This window comes from Pontibacillus salicampi (assembly GCF_042434395.1).
Lineage (GTDB): Bacteria > Bacillota > Bacilli > Bacillales > BH030062 > Pontibacillus > Pontibacillus salicampi.
Genome location: NZ_JBHLTP010000022.1, coordinates 48492 through 63012, shown reverse-complemented (window position 1 = coordinate 63012; position 14521 = coordinate 48492). Strand labels below are relative to the sequence as shown.

Annotated in this window: 15 protein-coding genes, 2 tRNA genes and 1 rRNA gene; 12 read left to right on the top strand and 6 right to left on the bottom strand. The window is 43.6% G+C overall.

Annotation, left to right across the window (positions count from 1 at the left end):
• The first annotated feature begins 12 nt into the window (after positions 1 to 12).
• The 7 genes from rrf (at position 13) to tsaD (ending at position 3226) form a co-directional block, all read left to right on the top strand.
• A 5S ribosomal RNA gene (rrf, locus tag ACFFGV_RS19745) occupies positions 13 to 127 on the top strand.
• Positions 128 to 179: 52 nt separating this feature from the next.
• Positions 180 to 256 (top strand) — tRNA-Met (locus ACFFGV_RS19740).
• A gap of 74 nt (positions 257 to 330) precedes the next feature.
• Positions 331 to 404: transfer RNA gene (locus ACFFGV_RS19735), tRNA-Asp, on the top strand.
• Between the two features lie 170 nt (positions 405 to 574).
• The gene (tsaE, locus tag ACFFGV_RS19730) at positions 575 to 1033 is read left to right on the top strand and encodes a tRNA (adenosine(37)-N6)-threonylcarbamoyltransferase complex ATPase subunit type 1 TsaE (protein ID WP_377351571.1); all 459 of its coding nucleotides are present in this window, start codon (positions 575 to 577) and stop codon (positions 1031 to 1033) included.
• Positions 1030 to 1734: a tRNA (adenosine(37)-N6)-threonylcarbamoyltransferase complex dimerization subunit type 1 TsaB gene (gene tsaB, locus ACFFGV_RS19725; protein WP_377351569.1), complete on the top strand. Its 705-nt coding sequence runs from the start codon at positions 1030 to 1032 to the stop codon at positions 1732 to 1734. Before tsaE ends, tsaB begins: the two co-directional genes overlap by 4 nt.
• On the top strand, positions 1698 to 2177 hold the full coding sequence (gene rimI, locus ACFFGV_RS19720; protein ID WP_377351567.1) for a ribosomal protein S18-alanine N-acetyltransferase: 480 nt from the start codon (positions 1698 to 1700) through the stop codon (positions 2175 to 2177). Before tsaB ends, rimI begins: the two co-directional genes overlap by 37 nt.
• Positions 2177 to 3226 (top strand): tRNA (adenosine(37)-N6)-threonylcarbamoyltransferase complex transferase subunit TsaD, encoded by a 1050-nt coding sequence (gene tsaD, locus ACFFGV_RS19715; protein WP_377351565.1) that lies wholly within the window; start codon positions 2177 to 2179, stop codon positions 3224 to 3226. The genes rimI and tsaD overlap by 1 nt, the downstream gene beginning before the upstream one ends.
• Before the next feature lie 374 nt (positions 3227 to 3600).
• Here the strand turns inward: tsaD and ACFFGV_RS19710 are convergent, their stop codons facing one another.
• Complete coding sequence (locus ACFFGV_RS19710; RefSeq protein WP_377351563.1) at positions 3601 to 5535, bottom strand: ABC-F family ATP-binding cassette domain-containing protein; 1935 nt, start codon at positions 5533 to 5535, stop codon at positions 3601 to 3603.
• A gap of 162 nt (positions 5536 to 5697) precedes the next feature.
• Here ACFFGV_RS19710 and moaC point away from each other — a divergent pair, with 162 nt between their 5' ends.
• The 3 genes from moaC to ACFFGV_RS19695 all read left to right on the top strand — a co-directional run bounded on the left by moaC (position 5698) and on the right by ACFFGV_RS19695 (position 8586).
• Entirely contained in the window at positions 5698 to 6210 is a 513-nt protein-coding gene (gene moaC / locus ACFFGV_RS19705) for a cyclic pyranopterin monophosphate synthase MoaC (protein WP_377351561.1), read from the top strand.
• Complete coding sequence (locus ACFFGV_RS19700; RefSeq protein WP_377351578.1) at positions 6207 to 6878, top strand: redox-sensing transcriptional repressor Rex; 672 nt, start codon at positions 6207 to 6209, stop codon at positions 6876 to 6878. The genes moaC and ACFFGV_RS19700 overlap by 4 nt, the downstream gene beginning before the upstream one ends.
• 292 nt (positions 6879 to 7170) lie before the next feature.
• The gene (locus ACFFGV_RS19695) at positions 7171 to 8586 is read left to right on the top strand and encodes an MDR family MFS transporter (RefSeq protein ID WP_377351559.1); all 1416 of its coding nucleotides are present in this window, start codon (positions 7171 to 7173) and stop codon (positions 8584 to 8586) included.
• A 23-nt stretch (positions 8587 to 8609) separates the two neighbouring features.
• On the opposite strand, the gene ACFFGV_RS19690 is transcribed toward ACFFGV_RS19695, so the two are convergent.
• The 3 genes from ACFFGV_RS19690 to ACFFGV_RS19680 all read right to left on the bottom strand — a co-directional run bounded on the left by ACFFGV_RS19690 (position 8610) and on the right by ACFFGV_RS19680 (position 10206).
• Positions 8610 to 9155: a GNAT family N-acetyltransferase gene (locus ACFFGV_RS19690; RefSeq protein WP_377351556.1), complete on the bottom strand. Its 546-nt coding sequence runs from the start codon at positions 9153 to 9155 to the stop codon at positions 8610 to 8612.
• A gap of 67 nt (positions 9156 to 9222) precedes the next feature.
• Positions 9223 to 9426, bottom strand: coding sequence for a DUF4305 domain-containing protein (locus ACFFGV_RS19685; RefSeq protein ID WP_377351554.1), 204 nt, complete (start codon positions 9424 to 9426; stop codon positions 9223 to 9225).
• Between the two features lie 6 nt (positions 9427 to 9432).
• Positions 9433 to 10206 carry a CPBP family intramembrane glutamic endopeptidase gene (locus ACFFGV_RS19680; RefSeq protein WP_377351552.1) on the bottom strand — a complete coding sequence of 258 codons (774 nt, stop codon included), beginning with the start codon at positions 10204 to 10206 and terminating at the stop codon, positions 9433 to 9435.
• Positions 10207 to 10474: 268 nt separating this feature from the next.
• On the opposite strand from ACFFGV_RS19680, the gene groES reads away from it, so the two are divergent.
• A complete protein-coding gene (groES, locus tag ACFFGV_RS19675) occupies positions 10475 to 10759 on the top strand; it encodes a co-chaperone GroES (protein ID WP_377351550.1) in 285 nt (94 codons plus the stop codon).
• An 88-nt stretch (positions 10760 to 10847) separates the two neighbouring features.
• Positions 10848 to 12482 (top strand): chaperonin GroEL, encoded by a 1635-nt coding sequence (groL, locus tag ACFFGV_RS19670; RefSeq protein WP_377351548.1) that lies wholly within the window; start codon positions 10848 to 10850, stop codon positions 12480 to 12482.
• A gap of 87 nt (positions 12483 to 12569) precedes the next feature.
• Here groL and ACFFGV_RS19665 read toward each other — a convergent pair whose 3' ends face one another.
• Both ACFFGV_RS19665 and ACFFGV_RS19660 read right to left on the bottom strand, forming a co-directional pair.
• Positions 12570 to 13775, bottom strand: a complete 1206-nt coding sequence (locus ACFFGV_RS19665) for a tyrosine-type recombinase/integrase (RefSeq protein WP_377351545.1) — start codon at positions 13773 to 13775, stop codon at positions 12570 to 12572.
• A gap of 33 nt (positions 13776 to 13808) precedes the next feature.
• Positions 13809 to 14510, bottom strand: coding sequence for an ImmA/IrrE family metallo-endopeptidase (locus ACFFGV_RS19660; RefSeq protein ID WP_377351543.1), 702 nt, complete (start codon positions 14508 to 14510; stop codon positions 13809 to 13811).
• Between the last annotated feature and the right edge of the window lie 11 nt (positions 14511 to 14521).

Below are 14521 nucleotides of genomic sequence, written 5' to 3'. Positions count from 1 at the left end.
CCATAATCGAAGTATGGTGGCTTAAGCGAAGAGGTCACACCTGTTCCCATGCCGAACACAGCAGTTAAGCTCTTCAGCGCCGATGGTAGTCGGGGTTTTCCCCCGCAAGAGTAGGACGCCGCCATGCTTGGTTATATAACACATACTCGAAAGAGTATAAACCATATCTTTTATATCATCGCGGGGTGGAGCAGTCTGGTAGCTCGTCGGGCTCATAACCCGAAGGTCGCAGGTTCAAATCCTGTCCCCGCAACCAATTTACTTATTCTTCTGCGTTGATGGAACATCTTCGAAGGAGATTATTAGTAATATGTTAGGTGCAATGAAAATGGTCCGGTAGTTCAGTTGGTTAGAATGCCTGCCTGTCACGCAGGAGGTCGCGGGTTCGAGTCCCGTCCGGACCGTCCTTATTTACATATCAATTGTTTACACAAGCCTTAGGAATAATCCTAAGGCTTTTCTAATGCAAAAATATAGTCAGTCTTGCGCTTATTTGCACGAGTTTTTCTTTTTGGTCTGGTTTTTGCTATGATATAGAATAACATAGGATACTAATCGGAAGTTGGTGAGGACAGTGGGCCACACATATAGGACGACAACCAAAACGCCTGAAGGAACCCAACAACTAGCAGAAGCAATTGGGTCTCTTTTACAGGCTGGAGATGTAGTTACATTAGAAGGGGGTCTTGGTGCTGGGAAGACGACCTTTACGAAGGGATTGGCAAGAGGGCTAGGGGTTACCCGTACGGTAAATAGTCCAACCTTTACTATTGTAAAAGAGTATGAGGGGCGTCTTCCCCTCTATCATTTAGATGTATATCGTCTCGAGGATAGTGAGGAGGATATTGGCTTTGATGAATATCTGGAAGGGGATGGAGTTGCTATCGTCGAATGGGCTCAATATATTGAACCATTTCTTCCGGAGAATAGATTGGATATTACGATAACGTATCATGGTGAAGAGGAACGCATTATCCAGTTCCTTCCTCATGGGGATCATTTTGATAGGATTTGTAAGGAGTTAGACATATGAATATATTAGCGATTGATACTTCTAATCAAGCATTAGGGGTAGCTCTCATGAAAGACAACGTATTAGCAGCCGATTATCAGTTAAATATCAAACGTAATCATTCTGTCCAGCTTATGCCTGCTATTCATCGATTGATGGAGGAGGCAGAGATGAAGCCAAAGGAATTAGATTGTATTGCAGTGGCGCACGGACCTGGTTCCTTTACAGGTGTTCGGATTGGATTGACGACTGCCAAAACCTTGGCTTGGACGTTATCCATTCCGATTGTTCCTGTTTCTTCATTGGAAGTGGCAGCCTATAATGCAGTTGCTCATACTGGCTATGTCTGTCCGTTTTTTGATGCAAGGAGAGGGTTGGTCTACACAGGTCTATATAAAGCAAACGGAGCAGAGTTAACTCCTGTGGGAGAAGAGATTAATACAAAGATGACAGATTGGCTTGGGCACTTACAATCTCTCCAGCAGCCTGTCCTATTTATTAGCTCAGACATGGCCCTTCATGAAGAGAATATTACAGAGGTTTTGGGAGACAATGCCATTATTCCTGATGCTCCTGTTCACTTACCTAAGGCAGGTATGCTGGCACATATAGCGAAACGGAAGCAAGCCGTATCGGTGCATGAGATTACCCCAAACTACTTGAGGCTCGCGGAGGCTGAATCGAAATGGCTGGAAAAGCAGCAGGAGAATATGGAATTATGAGTAATGAGGTTATTCGGCGTATGGTAGAAGAGGATATGGAGAGCATTCTTCATATCGAACAGGAATGCTTTGCCACACCGTGGTCGAAGGAAGCATTCTTTCATGAGCTTTATGACAATCCATATGCATATTATTTCGTTATGGAAGTAGAAGGACAAGTAATAGGCTATTGTGGTCTATGGGTCATCATAGATGAAGCACACGTAACCAATATAGCCATCCTCCCGTCCTTTAGGGGGCATAGCTTTGGTAAAAAATTATTTAACGTCGTGCTAGAGGCAGCTCGTACGATTGGGGCTATTCAATTGTCGCTTGAAGTACGGGTGTCTAATGTTGTAGCGCAGAAGTTGTATCGCAGTTTTGGGTTAGTTCCAGGAGGTATCCGGAAAAACTATTATACGGATAATCAAGAAGACGCTGTAGTAATGTGGGTGAAATTATAATGGAAACGAAAGATGAATATATATTGGCCATTGAAACGAGCTGTGATGAAACAGCCGTCGCCATAGTGAAAAATGGAACGGAGCTTGTTGTAAATGTGGTAGCCTCTCAAATTGAAAGCCATAAACGCTTTGGAGGAGTAGTGCCAGAGATTGCTTCAAGACACCATGTGGAACAAATTACACTAGTTATAGAAGAGGCTCTTGAAAATGCACATATGACCATGGATGATATAGATGCTATCGCTGTGACAGAAGGACCGGGGCTTGTCGGTGCGCTACTTATCGGGGTGAATGCAGCGAAAGCACTAGCATTCGCTCATGACAAGCCATTAGTAGGCGTTCATCATATTGCGGGACACATCTATGCCAATCGGTTGGAAAAAGAATTTGCTTTTCCATTGCTGTCTCTCGTTGTTTCTGGTGGGCATACCGAGCTTATATTGATGAGGGAGCACGGCTCCTTTGAAGTAATCGGGGAAACGAGGGATGACGCTGCAGGAGAAGCGTATGATAAAGTAGCGAGAACATTGAAGCTGCCTTATCCTGGTGGTCCACAAATCGATGCACTGGCAGGGCAAGGGGAAGCTTCCATCGATTTTCCCCGTTCCTGGCTAGGAGACGGATCCTTTGATTTTAGCTTTAGTGGATTGAAATCCTCAGTCATTAATACGCTACACAATGCGAAGCAAAAAGGGATCAGCTATACTCCGGAGGATGTCGCTGCTAGCTTCCAACAGAGTGTTGTGGATGTATTAGTGCATAAAACGTATGAAGCTGCTAAGAAGTACGGTGTACAGCAAGTAATTGTTGCAGGTGGAGTAGCCGCTAACAAAGGACTGCGTGCTCGTTTAGAGGAACAATTTCGTTCAGAAGAGGAAATGGAATTACTTATCCCGCCATTATCACTGTGTACAGATAATGCAGCAATGATAGGGGCTGCAGGAAGTGTAGCCTTTAACCAGGGCCATCGAGCCGGATGGGACTTAAATGGTAACCCTTCCTTAACGTTAGAGCGATATGCGAAAAGAGGAACAATAGTGGACAAGTAATGAAGGAACTGCTATCACAGGATAGCAGTTTTTTTTGTGCACTATCTTACTTCTAGGTTTTCAACAGGTTGTTCATAAGCATGTGGATAAGATATTGTAGATATTTGTCGTGGAGGGATTTCGTCCTGTGGGCAATAATTGTGGATAAGTAACGTTAAAATTGTGGATAGTGTGTATAAAGCTGTGAAAAACCAGTGCATTCATTAACAGCCTGTGTATAAACAGGTGGATAACTAGTAAGGGACGAATAAGATATTGACATCTTTCGACAAACCCATGTGTAGTGTCTACCTCTACCATAACGCCTCTTTATGAAAGCGTTGTATATTTTTTATTAATATTTCGTAAAAAAAACCACCCGAACATCGGATGGTTTAATCGTCTTGATGGAGACTTTCCCATTCCTCCATCAATTCCTCTATTCTTTGCTTGCACTGATTATTCTCTTCTGTCAGCTGAAGCGATTTTTCATGATCCTGATAAATTTCAGGCTGACAGAGCAGGTCATCGTTTTCTTCTATCTTTTCTTCGTTTTCCACAATCTCTGTTTCTATTTCTTCAATTCTTCGCTGCCGTTTTCGTTCTTCCCGTTTTTGAGCTTTATTCTGTTGATAATTATTTTTGTTTGCTGTCTTTTCTTCTGTCAGTTGTGGATTTTGCTTGGCATCAAAGGCAGCAAGCTCTTTTTCCTCTTCCTTCTTCTCTAGGAAGTAGTCATAGTTCCCAAGGTAGAGATGGGTGTGGTCGCCTTGCATCTCCAGCACTTGTGTGGAAATCTTGTTGATAAAGTACCGGTCGTGAGAAACGAACAGTATGGTGCCAGGATAATCGGAAAGAGCAGCTTCCAATACCTCTTTACTGTCTAAATCCAGGTGGTTAGTCGGCTCATCAAGAATGAGCAGGTTAGATTTCTCCAGCATCAGCTTTGCTAAGGCTAACCGCGCTTTTTCGCCACCGCTTAAGGAGTTGACCGTCTTCAAAACGTCCTCCCCCGTAAAGAGGAAATTACCAAGAACGGTTCGAACATCCTTTTCATCCATGCCCGGGTACTCGTCCCAAAGCTCGTGCAGAACGTCCTTGCTGGATTCCAGACGGGCCTGCTCCTGATCGTAGTAGCCTATTTGAACGTTCGCCCCATATTGAATAGAGCCGCCGGCAGCCTGTAGGTCGTCTGTGATAGTTTTAAGCAGTGTCGTCTTCCCAACACCGTTTGGTCCTACTAGCGCTACCCGATCTAAGCGATTGACGTCAAAGGTAACATCAGAGAACACGGTGTTGTCCATATCTGGATATTGAAAGGATAGGTCGCGTACCTTTAGCACGTCATTTCCACTTCGTCTGTTAATATCGAAGGAAAAGCGAGCCGATTTCTCATCGCCTTGAGGCTTGTCCATCTTTTCCATTTTCTCTAATTGCTTACGCTTACTTTGTGCTCGTTTAGTTGTGGATGCTCTAGCGAGGTTTTTCTGAACGAAATCCTCTAATCGCTTTATCTCCGACTGTTGTTTTTCGTATTCCTTCATATCCTTTTCGTAGTTGGCAGCCTTTTGTTCGAGATAGCTCGAATAGTTGCCCAAATACTTTTGAGAGGTATGACGGGATACTTCATATATGACGTTTACTACCTTATCCAAGAAGTAACGGTCGTGAGATACAATTACAACGGCACCAGGGTAGCTTTGTAAATATTGCTCGAGCCAATTCAACGTATCCATATCCAGATGGTTGGTCGGCTCATCCAGTACGAGTACATCGGGCTTAGCCAGAAGCAGCTTCCCTAGAGCGAGGCGGGTCTTCTGTCCGCCACTTAGGGTGGAGATTTTCGTATCTACGGAGAAATGTTTAAATTGAAGGCCATTTAACACCGCATTGATATCTGCTTCGTAACGATAGCCGCCCTCATTCTTAAATTCTATTTGCAGAGCATCATAGTCCCGTAGCAGCTTCTGATATTGGTCCTGCTGCTCGATTAGGTCGGGATCCGCCATCTTTTGTTCCATTCGGCGCAGCTGCTCCTCTTTTTCTTGTAGATGGGAGAAGACAGTAACCATCTCCTCCCATATCGTTTTATCTGATTCAAGCCCTGTATGCTGCTCAAGAAACCCTAAGGAAACATCCTTTGGTTTATGGATTTCCCCTTCCTCATACGGAAGGTCTCCCGCGAGCACTTTCAATAGGGTTGACTTTCCGGCACCGTTTCGTCCTACTATCGCAATCCGATCATTAGTGTGTACTTCTAATTTAATATTCGATAAAATAAGGTCAGCGCCGAAGCGTTTCGTTAAATTATTTGCCTGCATTAGTATCATGGTCGTTCACCTCATCTCTGTTAAGTGTATCTTAACAGGACCGGAATAAGCAAGATGCTCGCACGCATGTGAAACGTTATACGAATTAGTTAATTTTTGGTACACTTTAAGAAAACATGCCCTGGCAAAATGGCTTTGTACCTTTTTAGGAGGTTTACACACATGTCAGAGTTCACACATTTTAATGAGCAAGGACGCGCTCATATGGTAGATATATCGGAAAAGCAAGAAAGTGTTCGTACCGCAATCGCACATACTAGCATCGTCGTGGACGAAGCCGTTCACCAGGCTATAACCCAGCAAACCATTGAGAAAGGCGACGTATTGGCTGTTGCCCAGGTAGCAGGGATTATGGCGGCCAAAAATACATCTAATTGGATACCGATGTGCCATCCCTTATCGCTGAAAGGGATAGATGTGTCCTTTCACTGGCAGCAGGAAGGGCAGCAGTATCGGCTTCACATCGAAACGCAAGTGAAGACGAAAGGCAGCACCGGTGTGGAAATGGAAGCGCTGACGGCAGCCTCTGCCACAGCTTTAACCGTCTATGATATGTGTAAAGCCCTTGATAAAGGAATGATAATCGGGGAAACCTATCTGGCAGAGAAGACCGGGGGAAAAAGTGGAGATTACCATAGACCGTCAGACGAAAAGGGGGACAATCCATGGAAATAGATCAACAGAAAATACCGCAAGCGACAGCAAAGAGATTACCCCTTTACTATCGCTTTATTAATAACTTGCATAGCCAAGGGAAGCAAAGAGTATCTTCCAAAGAGCTCAGTGAAGCAGTGAAGGTGGACTCAGCAACCATTCGACGAGATTTCTCTTACTTTGGGGCACTAGGGAAGAAAGGCTATGGCTACAACGTACATTATTTACTTACGTTCTTCCGCAAGACACTGGATCAGGATGAAACGACAAACGTAGCACTCATTGGGGTAGGGAACTTGGGAACGGCCTTTCTCCATTACAATTTCACGAAGAATAACAATACGAAGATTGTCATGGCATTTGATTCGAGCAGCGACAAGATCGGGTCAGACATTGGAGGCGTGCCCGTCTACCATATTGATGAGGCAGAAGAGCGAATGAAGGACGATGTATCCGTTGCGATTCTTACAGTACCAGCTCAAGCTGCTCAGGGAATAGCTGATCGATTAATTGAAGCAGGTGTGGTTGGTATTTTGAACTTTACGCCAGCAAGAATAACCGTGCCAGATCACATCCGTGTCCATCACATTGATTTGGCTGTAGAGCTGCAGGCGTTAGTCTACTTCCTGAAGCACTATCCACTTCAAGAGGGCGAGACGATGCTCGAGGAAAACGATATAATCGAATAAGGAAGAAAGAACGAATCTCATTTTCGCTGAGGTTCGTTTTTTGTTTTGCTGTATAGGAGCTACTTCTAATCATCGCATTCGTAATCGGACTTGAGCCCTTCAGACTTAAGACAAGTCGAAAGCAGCCCAGCTTGTAAATAATGGGATGTGCTGATAAGGATATGGTGGGGCTTAGACAGGTAATCATAAAGGATATACATTTCAATAGAAACGATATATTACCTTTCATTCGACAAAATATGATATATTAGAGATTATTCGGGACACGAAATAAAGGACAAAGGGGGATATTATGAGCAGATTATCGAATAAATGGCTCGTGGTAGTGGCGGTGCTGTTTGGGACGTTTACGGTCATATTAAATAACAGTATGCTGAATCCGACTATACCACGATTTATTGAGATATTTGATTCAGATGCCGTCAGCGTCGGGTGGATGCTGACCATCTTTATGGTTGCGATGGGAATGACGATGCCGCTGACAGGCTTTCTAGGCGACCGGTATGGGAAAAAGAAAGTGTATGTAAGCGGGCTGGTCATTTTTATCATCGGCTCCATAAGCGGCTCCCTTTCTCCAACCTTGGGTATGGTTATCCTGTCGCGGTTCGTACAAGGGATTGCCGGAGGGCTGATGATGCCGATAGCGATGGCACTCATCTTCAACGCCTTTCCGAAAAACGAACGCGGACTAGCCGTTGGAATTTACGGGATTGCGGCCATGGTTGCCCCTGCTATTGGACCGACTGTTGGGGGAGTCATTATCCAGTACTTTGCCTGGCCGTTTCTATTCCTATTTAACATTCCATTCGGCCTAATCGGAATTATCCTATCCACAAGGTACTTGAAGGAAACAGACAAACAAACGGATCTTAAGTTCGATGCAGTCGGATTTGTGCTCGTTACCCTCGGAGTAGGGGGCATCCTCTATGCCTTAGGACGTGGGAAAACGCTCGAGGCTCTAACGCAGCTTAGCAACATTGCTCTTATCGCAGTCGGTGTTCTTGCTCTCGTATTGTTCGTACGCTATGAAAACAAGCAGGAGCAGCCGTTATTAAATTTATCCATATTCAAAATCCCGACCTATGCAATCTCGACGATTGTAACAGGATCCGCATCCATTGGGCTGTTCTCGGGTATCTTTCTATTACCATTGCTTATTCAAAACGTATATGGACTAGGAGAAATTAAAACGGGTCTGCTCTTCTTGCCAGCAGCTGCAGCAAGCGGAATTTTCATGTCGATAGGTGGGCGCATCCTTGATAAGAAAGGGCCAAAATGGGTCATCCCCATTGGGTTGTTCGTGCTTGCGGCCTCTACAACAGGGCTCGGCATGGTTGGATTATCAACGTCCTATTGGGTCATTCTAGCCTTAAATATGGTACGAGGTGTCGGACTTGGTCTTAGTAACATGCCAGCGACAACAGCAGGGATGAACAGCATACCAGAGGAGCAGGTCGCACAAGGATCGGCGATGAACAACGTACTACGCCAGATTTCGTCCTCCTTTGGCATCGTGTTCTTCTCCGTGTACTACGAAACGAGACGAGCCCAAATTGCAGCAGGACAGTCTAATATGACCGAAGCGACACTGCAAACCTTAAATGAAGCATTTCTCGTATCCACAGTTCTCGTGTTAATTGCCGTTCCGTTTGCCTTCTTTATGAAGGGCGTACAGGACGATGAAGAAAAAGAAGCAGCGGATAGCTAAATCCACTGCTTCTTTCTTTATATTCAGGAAGCGGAGCCTTCCTTCCATTCTCTTTTCAATAAACCATACAGCACCATATCCACAGGCCGATCATCGCGGTACACATATTCTCGAAAGGCTCCCTCTCTCGTAAAGCCAAGACGCTCATACATACGAAGGGCACGCTCGTTGTTCTCGAATACCGTTAATTGCAATCGGTGTAAATTACATTCCTCAAAGGCAAACGCCATAAGCAGCTGCATCGCCTCCGTTCCATACCCTTTTCCACGATACGCATCGTCTCCAATGGCGATAGACACCCAGGCATTTCGCTGGTTCCAAAGAATACTGTCGAGCTCCATATAGCCGATGAGCGTATTTGTTTCCTTTGTCCGGATGGCAAACAGAAATCCATCGTTGGAGGAGGCTGCCTCCTCATACCACTTTTCCATCTCCTGCATCGTTTTCGGTTTGGCAATCGCCGCATCGAATTGGCGAAGGAACCGTGCATCCTGATGCCATTGTATTATCGTTTGCAGATCTTCTTTTTCAAAAGCCGTCAGTTGAACATGTTCTCCCGTTAATGGCATAAAATCCTCCTAAGGCATAAAAAAAGACAGACTCCAACGAAGCGAATCTGTCTTTTCTGTGATGTCGTTATTTATTTTGTTTGCGAGTGCGGAAGTGCACCATAAATAATCGTATACATACAGCGAAGTCAAAGGTGGCAAGTAACGCCATGAATACGGTGAATAGATTCCATACCGAATCATTCATCGCTGCTCCTTGTATGGCTACATAGGTGAAGACGATCCCCACAATAAAGTAAAGAAAGGCCATGAATAGGGGTGACAATCGCATAGTAGGTTAGCCTCCCAAAATGATAGCTTGAGCATTCTCAAGCTGTTTCTCCATTTGCTCTAACTGCTCAGGAGATATCATAAATTGTATCAGCACAACAATTAAATTCATTGCCATGTGCGCAATAATCGGTACGATAATACGCTTCGTCTTGACATAAAGGAACGCAAACACAAAGCCCATCGCCGCATATTTCAGTGTATGCGTAAGGTCCTGGTGAACCACTGCGAAGATGAGTGATGATATGAGCGCTCCAACGAAGAAGTTCGTCCGTTTATAAATAGATCCAAAAATAATCTTGCGGAAAATCAACTCTTCTAGAATTGGCGCAATAATCGTAATAATAATGATGAAAATAGGAGCGGACTTGGCTATGTTCATTAAGTTCTGCGTATTGGCCGAAGCCTGCGGAATGCCGAGCGCTAGCTCAATCAGTGACGCCACAATTTGTGCTGAATAGGAAAGGAAGATTCCAATAACACTCCATAGTACTATTTTCCCTAAAGATATTTCATCCCGCTTGAGGGAGGTATCTCTCATATCAGGTCGAAGTAGTAAGAGGATGACAATTAATGCCACTGAAAAACTAATCAAATTCCATGTTACAATCAACGTTGTCGACTGGTTGCCCGGAAGCTCGCGGAGACTTTGTAGGAAAGGCTCTATACCGCTAAAATCGACATCATATCCAAACAAAAAGGCAAGTAATGGCATGCCGATTGCTCCAGAGAATTGCATGAGTACATATACTACTATGGTATACCAGTATCGTTTTGGCAAAGCTCAACGACTCCTTTACACACATTTCTTTCATTCTACGTATTGTAACACATTTTTAGACGGATAAAGAAACGAAACACATGTCTGTACTATTTCCTCACCAGCTTCACAAAAATAGGGAATACGAAGTAGAAAAAATTGCATCTTTTCACTTGCATAATTAAAGCGAATTCATTATTATAAGAATTGTGTTAGCACTCACGATATGAGAGTGCTAATAAATCAGATGACAAATATCATTTAAGATTAATTGAGGAGGGTGTCTGATTTGTTAAAGCCATTAGGTGATCGAGTTGTAATTGAGATTGTTGAGCAAGAAGAAAAAACGGCAAGCGGTATTGTACTGCCGGATTCCGCAAAGGAAAAGCCACAAGAAGGTAAAGTAGTTGCAGTAGGATCTGGTCGTGTAACAGAAAACGGTGAGAAAGTTGCACTAGAGGTTTCTGAGAATGACCAAATCATTTTTTCCAAATATGCAGGAACTGAAGTGAAATACGGAGGCTCCGAATACTTAATTCTACGGGAAAGCGACATCCTGGCTGTAATTAACTAAGAGTCGCAGTGGAACAGGACACGTTCCGAATAAGCTAGATTATTAACGAAAGTAAGCATATATACCTTAAATCAGGGAGGCATTTTTCATGGCTAAAGATATTAAATTTAGTGAAGACGCTCGCCGTGCCATGCTACGTGGTGTGGACCGTCTAGCTGATGCTGTTAAAGTAACACTTGGACCAAAAGGACGTAACGTGGTTCTTGAGAAGAAATTTGGATCTCCACTTATCACAAACGATGGTGTGACCATCGCTAAAGAAATCGAGCTAGAGGACCATTTCGAAAACATGGGCGCACAGCTTGTTTCCGAGGTGGCTCAAAAAACAAACGAAATCGCTGGTGACGGTACAACAACTGCAACCGTGCTAGCACAAGCAATGATCCGCGAAGGCTTGAAAAACGTTGCATCTGGCGCAAACCCAGTAGGCGTTCGCCGCGGTATCGAAAAAGCAACAGAAGTAGCGATCGAAGAGCTGAAGAAAGTATCTAAGCCAATCGAAGGCAAAGAATCTATCGCTCAGGTTGCCGCTATTTCTTCCGCTGACGAAGAAGTAGGCCAGCTAATCGCAGAAGCAATGGAGCGCGTTGGAAACGACGGCGTTATCACCATCGAAGAATCCAAAGGCTTTAACACCGAGATGGAAGTTGTAGAAGGTATGCAATTCGATCGCGGATACGCTTCTCCATACATGGTATCTGACCAGGATAAGATGGAAGCGGTTCTTGAGAATCCGTACATCCTAATCACAGATAAGAAAATCACCAATATCCAGGAAGTACTTCCTGTACTAGAGCAAGTTGTACAGCAAAGCCGTCCTCTACTTATGATCTCTGAAGACGTAGAAGGCGAAGCACTAGCAACACTAGTTGTCAACAAACTACGCGGTACATTCAACGCTGTATCCGTTAAAGCACCAGGCTTTGGCGATCGCCGTAAAGCAATGCTAGAAGACATCGCTACCCTAACAGGCGGTCAAGTAATCACAGAAGACCTAGGTCTTGAGCTGAAGAGTGCAACAATGGATCAGCTAGGCCGTGCCAACAAAGTAGTTGTTACGAAAGAGAACACTACTATCGTAGAAGGCGCTGGCGACGCACAACAAATCGGCAGCCGCGTGAACCAACTACGTGCTCAGCTAGAAGAAACAACTTCTGAGTTCGACAAAGAAAAACTACAAGAACGTCTAGCGAAGCTAGCAGGCGGCGTAGCAGTTATCAAGGTTGGCGCAGCAACCGAAACAGAATTGAAAGAACGTAAACTACGCATCGAAGACGCCCTAAACTCTACTCGCGCAGCAGTAGAAGAAGGCATCGTAGCAGGTGGTGGTACAGCTCTTGTGAACATCTACAACAAAGTAGCAGAGCTAGACCTAACTGGCGACGAAGAAACCGGCGCGAAAATCCTACTACGCTCCCTAGAAGAGCCAGTACGCCAAATCGCACACAACGCCGGCATGGAAGGCTCCGTCATCATCGAGCGCCTCAAAGGCGAACAAGTAGGCATCGGCTTCAACGCCGCAACAGGCGAATGGGTTAACATGATCGAAGCAGGAATCGTCGACCCAACCAAAGTAAGCCGCTCCGCCCTACAAAACGCAGCATCCGTAGCTGCCATGTTCCTCACTACCGAAGCGGTAGTAGCAGACCAGCCAGACGAAGACAACGCTGGCGGCGGCATGCCAGACATGGGTGGCATGGGTGGTATGGGCGGCATGATGTAATCATACGCCAAAATCCCTTGTGAATTCAGCGTTCGCAAGGGTTTTAGCTTTTCGTATTCACCTAAAAAATAACGAAAAAATAACATTTTAGTTCGTATTTATGTTTTCGAGGACGTTTCCGTATAAATTTCGCACTTTATCGGAGGCGTCCTCTTTCATTTTATTGGTCACATGCGTGTAAATTTTCATTGTTGTTTTGGTATCTTCATGCCCAACTCGTTTCATTACTGTAGCAAGATCAATGCCAGCCTCAGCCATCATACTAATATGAGTATGGCGGAAAATATGAGGAGTAGCATGTTTTTCTATAGATGTTTTCTCCAGTAACCTTTCCATCCTTACCACTATATTTTTTGGGGCGAACGGATAACCGTTAGGGCGACAGAATACAAAATTCTCATCATGGTATTCTTCTAAAGTATGGCGGTATTTCATCTTAAGCTTCTGTTGTCTCTTCTTATGCTCCTGGAGTAGCTTAATAACCTCATCTTCCAACTCGATAGTTCTAATAGATCCTTCTGTCTTAGGTGGAGTTAGTTCATAAGACTTCATGTTGTTATTTTCGTTATAGAGTGTTTTGGTTATTCTGACTTGGTTTTTGCTGAATGTAATATCAGACCATTTGAGAGCACACAACTCCCCAGAACGCATGCCGGAAAAGGCTAATAAATAGAAGCGTTCCTTGTCCAATTCTAGACCATATTTATTCACCTCTTGTAAAAACTCTTCTAACTCACTTCGTTCTAGGTACTTTTCTTCAATTTCTTCTTTTTCAATTTCTTCAACGGTCCTTCTTTTCTTAGGTACAATTACATCCCTGCCTGGGTTATCTCTAATTAACTTATTTTTTATAGCATGCTTAAAAATCATATTAGCAGTGGTGTTTACACCTTGTACTGTAGTTCTAGCATAATCCGGACCTAATTGATTGATAATTTTTTGATAGGCAGCATGTGAAATTTGATTGATAGGTGCTTTTGCCATGAACCGGTTTAATATATTTATTTCTTTTTTGCGGATCCGAATTGTGCTATTTTTCACTCCAGTTTTACTATATACTTCTAACCAATCAGCACCTACAGCATCAAAAGTTATTTTCTTTCCGGCATTCTCATTAATACCATCATCCTCAAGTGTTCTTAATGCATCATTTACTCGCTTCTTCGCTTCTTTTTTTGTATCAGCACGTCTTGCAATCTGCTTCCTCTTACCAGTAACCGGGTCTTTGGGTCCTTCTTCTACGCAAACCCATTTCTCTTTTCCTTTTTTCGTCTCGATTGTGTAGCAATGCATCTTACACACCTCCTCAAAACTACAATAAGTCTCTTAAAAAGTATCTGTTGGTATAAGTTGTGAAAATTTCCTTTGTTCTTGGTAGTTTATATCCTCAATGACTTTTCTGATATCTTCTTCAGTAGCGCCATGTTGTCTTAATTCATCTAAAAAAGCTTTGAATGATGGTTTCTCTTCAATGGGGAGATCATCATGTAAGTCTATGGAGCTTGAGAAAGGGGGTGGATAGTCCTGTCTTTGCTCCATAATAGCTTGAGAAAAGAGTTCGCCATATACCTGGTTTTCATAATGTTTTAATCTTTCGCTAGCAAATTCACTGGTCACTCCGAAAAGCATGGAGATATAACCTACAGCTTGATTACGGTACTTAGGAAGCTCTAACTCAAATAGCATAAATGTTGGCATGGAGAAATGAAGGGCAAAGTTATGTGCTTGCCACTCTTGCTTGTTTCGAAAAGTAGAAGGCATGATTATTTGATTACCAAAGTGCATAAGTGCATGTCCCAGTTCATGACAAAATTCTTCCCATTGTCTAGCTTTAGACTTATCAGTGCAAATATTTATTACCTTATTACCAGGAAATTCAGTGTATTGACTGTCGTAGTGTGAATGCCTTAAATCGATCATCATTTTTTTAGATATATAGCTAATATCAATCTGATAAGGTTGATTGATTCCGATATATTCATATAGTTCTTTTACATACATCTCTAGTGTTGTCATTTGGTACTTCATAACTTTAGCCA

Coding starts and splice junctions, on each gene's coding strand:
- tsaB (WP_377351569.1), top strand. CDS start 1,030: ATGAATATATTAGCGATTGATACTTCTAATCAAGCATTAGGGGTAGCT.
- rimI (WP_377351567.1), top strand. CDS start 1,698: ATGGCTGGAAAAGCAGCAGGAGAATATGGAATTATGAGTAATGAGGTT.
- tsaD (WP_377351565.1), top strand. CDS start 2,177: ATGGAAACGAAAGATGAATATATATTGGCCATTGAAACGAGCTGTGAT.
- ACFFGV_RS19710 (WP_377351563.1), bottom strand. CDS start 5,535: ATGATACTAATGCAGGCAAATAATTTAACGAAACGCTTCGGCGCTGAC.
- moaC (WP_377351561.1), top strand. CDS start 5,698: ATGTCAGAGTTCACACATTTTAATGAGCAAGGACGCGCTCATATGGTA.
- ACFFGV_RS19695 (WP_377351559.1), top strand. CDS start 7,171: ATGAGCAGATTATCGAATAAATGGCTCGTGGTAGTGGCGGTGCTGTTT.
- ACFFGV_RS19690 (WP_377351556.1), bottom strand. CDS start 9,155: ATGCCATTAACGGGAGAACATGTTCAACTGACGGCTTTTGAAAAAGAA.
- ACFFGV_RS19685 (WP_377351554.1), bottom strand. CDS start 9,426: ATGCGATTGTCACCCCTATTCATGGCCTTTCTTTACTTTATTGTGGGG.
- groL (WP_377351548.1), top strand. CDS start 10,848: ATGGCTAAAGATATTAAATTTAGTGAAGACGCTCGCCGTGCCATGCTA.
- ACFFGV_RS19665 (WP_377351545.1), bottom strand. CDS start 13,775: ATGCATTGCTACACAATCGAGACGAAAAAAGGAAAAGAGAAATGGGTT.
- ACFFGV_RS19660 (WP_377351543.1), bottom strand. CDS start 14,510: ATGAAGTACCAAATGACAACACTAGAGATGTATGTAAAAGAACTATAT.